The sequence below is a fragment of the Rhodococcus sp. (in: high G+C Gram-positive bacteria) genome (assembly GCF_049299235.1).
Lineage (GTDB): Bacteria > Actinomycetota > Actinomycetes > Mycobacteriales > Mycobacteriaceae > Rhodococcus.
This window is the reverse complement of sequence record NZ_JBAQXC010000168.1, coordinates 1-6,748: the sequence shown is the minus strand read 5'-3', so window position 1 is coordinate 6,748 and position 6,748 is coordinate 1. Positions and strand designations below refer to the sequence as shown.

Annotated in this window: 1 protein-coding gene; it reads left to right on the top strand. The window is 69.8% G+C overall.

Annotated features, from left to right (window positions below):
• Positions 1 to 191 precede the first annotated feature (191 nt).
• A partial coding sequence (locus WAX14_RS10205; RefSeq protein ID WP_422627968.1) for an amino acid adenylation domain-containing protein occupies positions 192 to 6,748 on the top strand: 6,557 nt, incomplete at its 3' end.

Genomic DNA, 6,748 nt, shown 5'->3' with positions numbered 1-6,748 from the left:
GTTGTGGCCGGTGCCTGCATGCACACCTCTCGGTAGCGGTGACGGGAGGATCGCGTGGGGCCACGTGATCACGAGAGAACATATACGGTTAGGCTAACCTTTGGTACTCTCCGGATTCGGAAATCTCGCAGCAGTGGTGCGTGATGCGCTCCGGCTCAACGAGAATCGACCGCACAGACAGAGGATTACACGTGTCAGTACGCCCGCCTGCCTCGCCTCTTCCGCTCACGCGAGCCCAGTCGGGCGTATGGTTCGCGCAGCAATTGGCCCCCGACAATCCGATCTTCAACACATCCGAGTGCATCGAATTGCGCGGCGACGTCGACCTCGTCTCCGCAGCACAGGCCATCCGCCTGGCCGCCGACGAATCCGAAGTACTCGTGGCCGGCTTCGAGGCGCTGCCCGACGGTACGGTCGTCCAGTACCCGGGCACCCGCACCCTCGCCGCGCCGCCGATCGTGGACCTGCGCGCCGAGACGGACCCGTGGCAGGCGGCCCGCGACTGGATGACCCGCGACCTCGCGCGTGTCATCGACCCCGTCGCCGACCTGTGCGTCCGCGCCGCCGTTCTGCGCCTGGACGACGACCGGGTCGTGCTGTACCTGTGCGGCCACCACCTCGTGCTCGACGCATACGGCTTCGGGCTGTTCACCCGGCGCATCGCCGAGCACTACACCGCGCTGGTCACCGGCGCGGCGACGCCCGCCGGACGCTTCGCCCCGGTCGACCCGGTGGTGCGCGAAGAACAGGCCTATCGCGACAGCGAAACGTTCGCGGCCGATCGCGACTTCTGGGCCGGGTATCTCACCGATGTCGAGGAGGCGGTGACCTTGAGGCCGGGCCCCGGCGGCATTGCCCGCCGTTCGCGCGCGGTGCGGTTCACCCTCGACGCCGGACATCAGCGTGGGCTTACCGAACTGGGTGGAACGGTCCGGGGAACCTGGGGTGACGCGGTGACCGCGCTCGTCGCCGCCTACCTGCGCGGCGCCACCGGCCGCGACGACCTCACCGTCGGTTTCCCGGTCATGAACCGGCTCGGAAGCGCGGCGCTGAACGTCCCGATGTCCGCGGTCAACGTCGTCCCGCTGCGCCTGCATCCCACGGCGACGGACACGTTGTCCGTCCTCGTCGGCCAGGTTCGCGACGCGATCGCCGCGTGCCGCGGTCACTACCGGTATCGCGGCGAGGACATCGCGCGAGACCTGCGGCTGCCTACCGGTTCCCGCGGTGTCATCGGCCCGTCCGTCAACGTCAAACCGTTCGGCGACGTGCTGCGATTCGGGCAGATCCGCGGTGCCGTGCACTCGATCGCGCGCGGACCACTCCAGGATTTCATGATCACGGTCCGGCCGCTGGACCAGAGCGCAGGGCTCGAGGTGTTCGTCGACGGCGACGCCGACGTCTACACCGACGACGATCTGCGGGTTCATGCCACGCGTCTCGAACGACTGTTCACCACCGTCGCGGACATCGGACACGACACCCCGCTCGCGCGGGTGCGGGTGCTCACCGACGAGGAACAGGACCGGATCCTGCGGGACTGGGCCGGACCGGCACGGTGTGCCGTCGACCCCGACCTGACCGTGCTCGACCTTCTGCACCGGCAGGTGGCCGCGACCCCCGACCGGCCGGCCGTCGCCGATGCCGACACCACGCTGACGTTCGCACAGTTCTCGGCGCGGGTGAACGGACTTGCCCGGAAACTGATCGCGCACCGGGGTACCGGCCGCGTCGAACAGCGGATCGCGATCGCGGTGCCGCGCACCGTCGACACGCTCGTCGCAATTTTCGCGGTCCTCGAATCCGGCGCGGCCTATGTTCCCCTCGACGTCGACCAGCCTCTCGAACGGCTGACCCACGTGCTCGCCGACGCCGCCCCCCGATGCGTGCTCACCACCGCCGGAACCGACGAACGGGTCGCCTCGATTCCTGATGCGCCGGAACGGATCCGAATCGACGATCCGGCAGCGGCAGAGCTTTCGGGGACACCGATCACCGATGCCGAACGCGGTGTGCGGACGACCCCGGACTCGATCGCCTACGTCATCCACACCTCCGGTTCCACCGGACGCCCCAAGGGCGTGCTCGTCCCGCACCGCGGACTGGTCAATCTGTTCCACAGTCACCGCGATCAGGTGTACGCGCGGGCCGCGCACGAATCCGGCCGCGAGCACCTGCACGTCGGTCACGCCTGGTCGTTCGCGTTCGATGCGTCCTGGCAGCCGCAACTGTGGATGCTTGCAGGCCACACCGTGCACATCGTCGACGAGACCACCCAGCGCGATTCCGGTCTGCTCGCCGAGCGGGCCCGCCGCGAGAACTGGGACTTCGTCGAACTGTCACCGGCGCAACTCGAACAGATCGTCGACGACGAACTGTTCGCCGACGGCACCGTCCCGACCGTCGGATTCGGCGGCGACGCGGTGACCGGACGACTGTGGCAGGGGCTGCGGGCACGGTCCGGTGCCGCATTCAACTTCTACGGGCCCACCGAATGCACCGTCGACGCGCTCGTCGCGGATGTCCGCGACACCGACGAACCCATCGTCGGACGACCGGTCGCGAACCTGCGTGCCCACATTCTCGACGGCGGGCTCGCACCGGTGCCGCCGGGTGTCGAGGGCGAGGTGTTCCTGTCCGGTCCCGGTGTGGTCCGCGGATACCTGGGCGCACCGGCCGCCACCGCGGCGCGGTTCGTGGCGAATCCGTTCGCCGGTACCGACGGTGCCCATGCCAGGTTGTACCGCACCGGTGATCGGGGGTTGTGGACCGACGACGGGCGCATCGTCTACCGTGGCCGCGGCGACAATCAGGTCAAAGTCCGTGGCTTCCGCATCGAACTCGGTGACGTCGATGCCGCGCTGCTTCGCTTGCCCGGTGTCCTGCGAACCGCGACCGTCGTGCGTAGTGACCGCTCCGGAACCGCCCAGCTCGTCGCGTATCTCGTCGGTGACGGCGTGCCGGAACCCGCCGACGCGCGGGCCCGGCTCGCCGAATGGCTACCCCGCTATATGGTGCCGGCCGCGGTCATGGTCCTCGACGAGATGCCGTTGACTTCCAACGGCAAGCTCGATCGGCGGGCCCTGCCCGAACCGGATTTCGCAGCGCTCGTATCGTCGCGCGCCCCGGAGACGGAACTCGAACGCGTACTGTGCGGCATCTACGCCGGGGTTCTCGGCCTCGACACCGTCGGCGCCGACGACGACTTCTTCGCACTCGGTGGGCATTCCCTGTCCGCTGCGAAACTGCTCGCGCGGATCCGCGACGAACTCGGCGTGGAGTTGAGCATCCGCGCTGTGTTCGATCACCCGGCGGTCGTGGATCTGGCATCGGTGTGCGGCGACGCGGACGGTACCGGCAGTAGGCCGCCCCTGCTTCCGCGACCCCGCGGCGACCTCGCGCCGCTGTCGTTTGCACAGCAGCGACTCTGGTTCCTGTTCCGGATGGAAGGGCCGAGCCCCACCTACAACGTGCCGGTCACGGTGCGGCTGCGCGGATCCGTCGACCAATCCGCGCTGCATCGCGCGGTCGGTGACGTGCTGACCCGGCACGAGAGCCTACGCACGGTCCTCGTCGACCACGGGGGTGCCGGCATGCAGCGGATCCTCGGTGCTCCGGGCACTCCGGGTGGCACCGAGGTGCCCTTCGCTGTCGTTCCGGCGGCCGAGGACACCGTCGAGGACGAACTGCTGGCACAGGCCAGGCACGGATTCGACCTCGAACGCGAAGTGCCGCTGCGGGTGCGGTTGCTGACGATCGGGCCGGACGAGAGCGTGCTGCTGCTGCTCGCCCATCACATCGCCAGCGACGAACTGTCGACGCCGTTGCTCATGCGCGACCTCGGCGGCTTCTACGCCGCGCACACCGGCGGTGTGTCGTACACACCGGATCCGCTGCCCGTGCAGTACGCCGACTTCGCGGTGTGGCAGCGTGAGTTGCTCGGCGACAGCGACGACGACAACAGCCTCGCTGCACGGCAACTGGGATTCTGGCGTACCGAACTCGCGGGTCTACCCGCGGAACTCGATCTGCCCACCGACCGGCCACGGCCGGCGGTCGCGTCGTACGCCGGGGGCAGCGTCGAATGCCCGATTCCCGCGGGCCTCGCCGACGCGGCGCGTGCCACCGGCCGCGACACCGGCAGCACGATGTTCATGATGGTGCACACCGCGGTCGCACTCGCGTTGTCGCACAGCGGAGCCGGTGAGGACATTGCGCTCGGGTCGCCGACCGCGGGCCGGCCCGCCCCCGAACTCGACGACCTCGTCGGATTCTTCGTCAACATGGTGGTTCTGCGCACCGATCTGTCCGGTGACCCGACGGTCCGCGAACTGCTCGCCCGGGTCCGGAACACCGACATCGCCGCGTACGCGCATCAGGATGTGTCCTTCGACCGGGTCGTCGAGGCACTCAACCCCGAGCGCAGTGCCGCCCGGCATCCGTTGTTCCAGGTGCTGGTCCAATATCAGACCCCGCCGGCGCTGACCGCGTTCGCCGATCTCGCGCCGTCGGTGTCGTTCGTCGCCAACGACACCGCGATGTTCGACCTGACCTTCGATGTCATCGACGCGCCCGACGGAAGTCTGCGTGTGCGTGTCGAATACGCGCGGGAGTTGTTCGACGCGGCGACCGCCTCGGCGCTCGCCGCCCGGGTCGGCCGTGCGTTCGCCGCGCTCACCGGCGACCCGGATCGCAGGTTGTCCCGGCTGGACCTGCTCGACGATGACGAACGTGTCCGGTTGCGCGCCGGTCGCCCCGACCCCGACCCGGCCCGGCCCGGTGAAGCCCCCGATACCCTCCACGACCTGTTCGCGCGGTCGGTGGCATCCAGACCGCACGAGCTCGCGCTGGTGTCCCCGTCCGGATCGGTGACCTTCGCGGAACTGGACGGGTGGTCCAACCGCATCGCCCGGTATCTGACCGATCGGGATGTCGGAGCAGAATCCGTTGTGGCCCTGAGGTTGCCGCGTGACGGTGCGGTGGTCGCCGCGATTCTCGGGGTCTGGAAGGCCGGCGGCGCGTATCTCGCCGTCGACCCGAACTACCCGGATGAACGCATCGACTACATGGTGCGTGATGCGGCGGTCAGCGTCGTCCTCGACCCGGCGGCGATCACCGCCGCCGAACGGTACTCCGGTGCCCCGCTCGGCGACGCGGAGGTGCGGGCACCTGCCCGGAGCGGCAACGCCGCCTACGTCGTGTACACCTCCGGGTCGACCGGAGCCCCGAAGGGGGTGGTGGTGCCGCACCTCGGCGCGGTCAACCTGTGGGAGACCGTGCGCGCGCGCACTGTCGGTGACCCCGCGGTCACCCGACGGTCGGTGCTGTTGAGCTACACGTTCACGTTCGACTCGTCGATCGACCCGTTGCTGGCGATGCTCGGCGGCCACACCGTCCACGTTCTCGCCGAGGATCTCCTCGCCGACGCCGACGGGATCGTGTCGTATGTGCGTGACCACCGGGTCGACGCGCTCGACTGCGGGCCCGTGCTCATGACGCAACTCGTCGCCCACGGCCTCCTCGATCCGGCTGCGGCGCACCGTCCGTCCGTCGTCGTCGTCGGCGGTGAAGCGGTACCGGCGGAACTGTGGACGACGCTGGCCGCCACACCGGATCTGCACGCGGTCAACATGTACGGTCCCACCGAATGCACCGTCGACTCCACCGGTGCGGTGGTGGTCGCCGGGACCGGACCGCACATCGGTGTTCCCATCGACGGTGGACGCGCGCACGTGCTGGACCGATACCTGCGCCCCGTCCCGCCCGGCGTGCCCGGCGAACTGTACGTCGGTGGTCCGCACGTCACCCGCGGATACCTGGGCAGGCCGGGGATGAGCGCGGGCCGGTTCGTCGCCGATCCGTTCGGCGGGCCGGGGGCGCGCCTGTACCGGACCGGCGACGTGGTGCGCTGGGCCGGCACCGATCCGGTCCTCGAGTACCTGGGCCGCAGCGACGACCAGGTCAAACTCCGCGGCTTCCGCATCGAACTCGGTGAGATCGAGTCCGTGCTGGCCGCGCACCCGGCGGTGATGAGTGCGGCGGTGATCGCTCGCGAGGACGAACCCGGCCGCACCCGGCTCGTGGGTTACGTCGTCGGCGATCCCGGCGCCACCCTCGACAACGACGCACTGCGCGCGCACGTCGCCGAGCGACTGCCCGAACACATGGTGCCCGCGGCGATCGTGCCGCTCGAGGCACTACCGGTCACCGCCAACGGCAAGATCGACCGCACGGCACTGCCCGCGCCGGTCTTCGCGCCCGCGGCGGCCGGACGGCAACCCGCCGACGACGTCGAACGCCGGTTGTGTGCGGTGGTCGCCGACGTCCTCGGTCACGACGCGGTCGGTCCCGACGACGACTTCTTCGCGCTCGGAGGCGATTCGATCGTGTCGATCCAATTGGTGTCCAAAGCTCGTGCGGCCGGATTGCGGTTCACGGCGCGACACGTGTTCGAGCACCGGACGGCGGGGGGCCTGCGCCGGGTCGTCGAGGTGGACACCGCGACCGGCGAAGTGGACGCTGCGGCGGCGCTCGGTGCGGTGCCCGCGACCCCGATCGTGCACGACATGCTCGATCGCGGCGGCCCGTACGCGCGGTACGCCCAGTCCCGGTTGCTGCGGAGCCCCGCGGGTCTGACGGTCGAGGCGCTCACCGGCGCGGTGCGGGCACTGCTCGACGTGCACGACGCGTTGCGGTCGGTGTTCGACGCGCACGCCCGCACCCTCGAGGTGCTGCCCGTCGGCGCCGG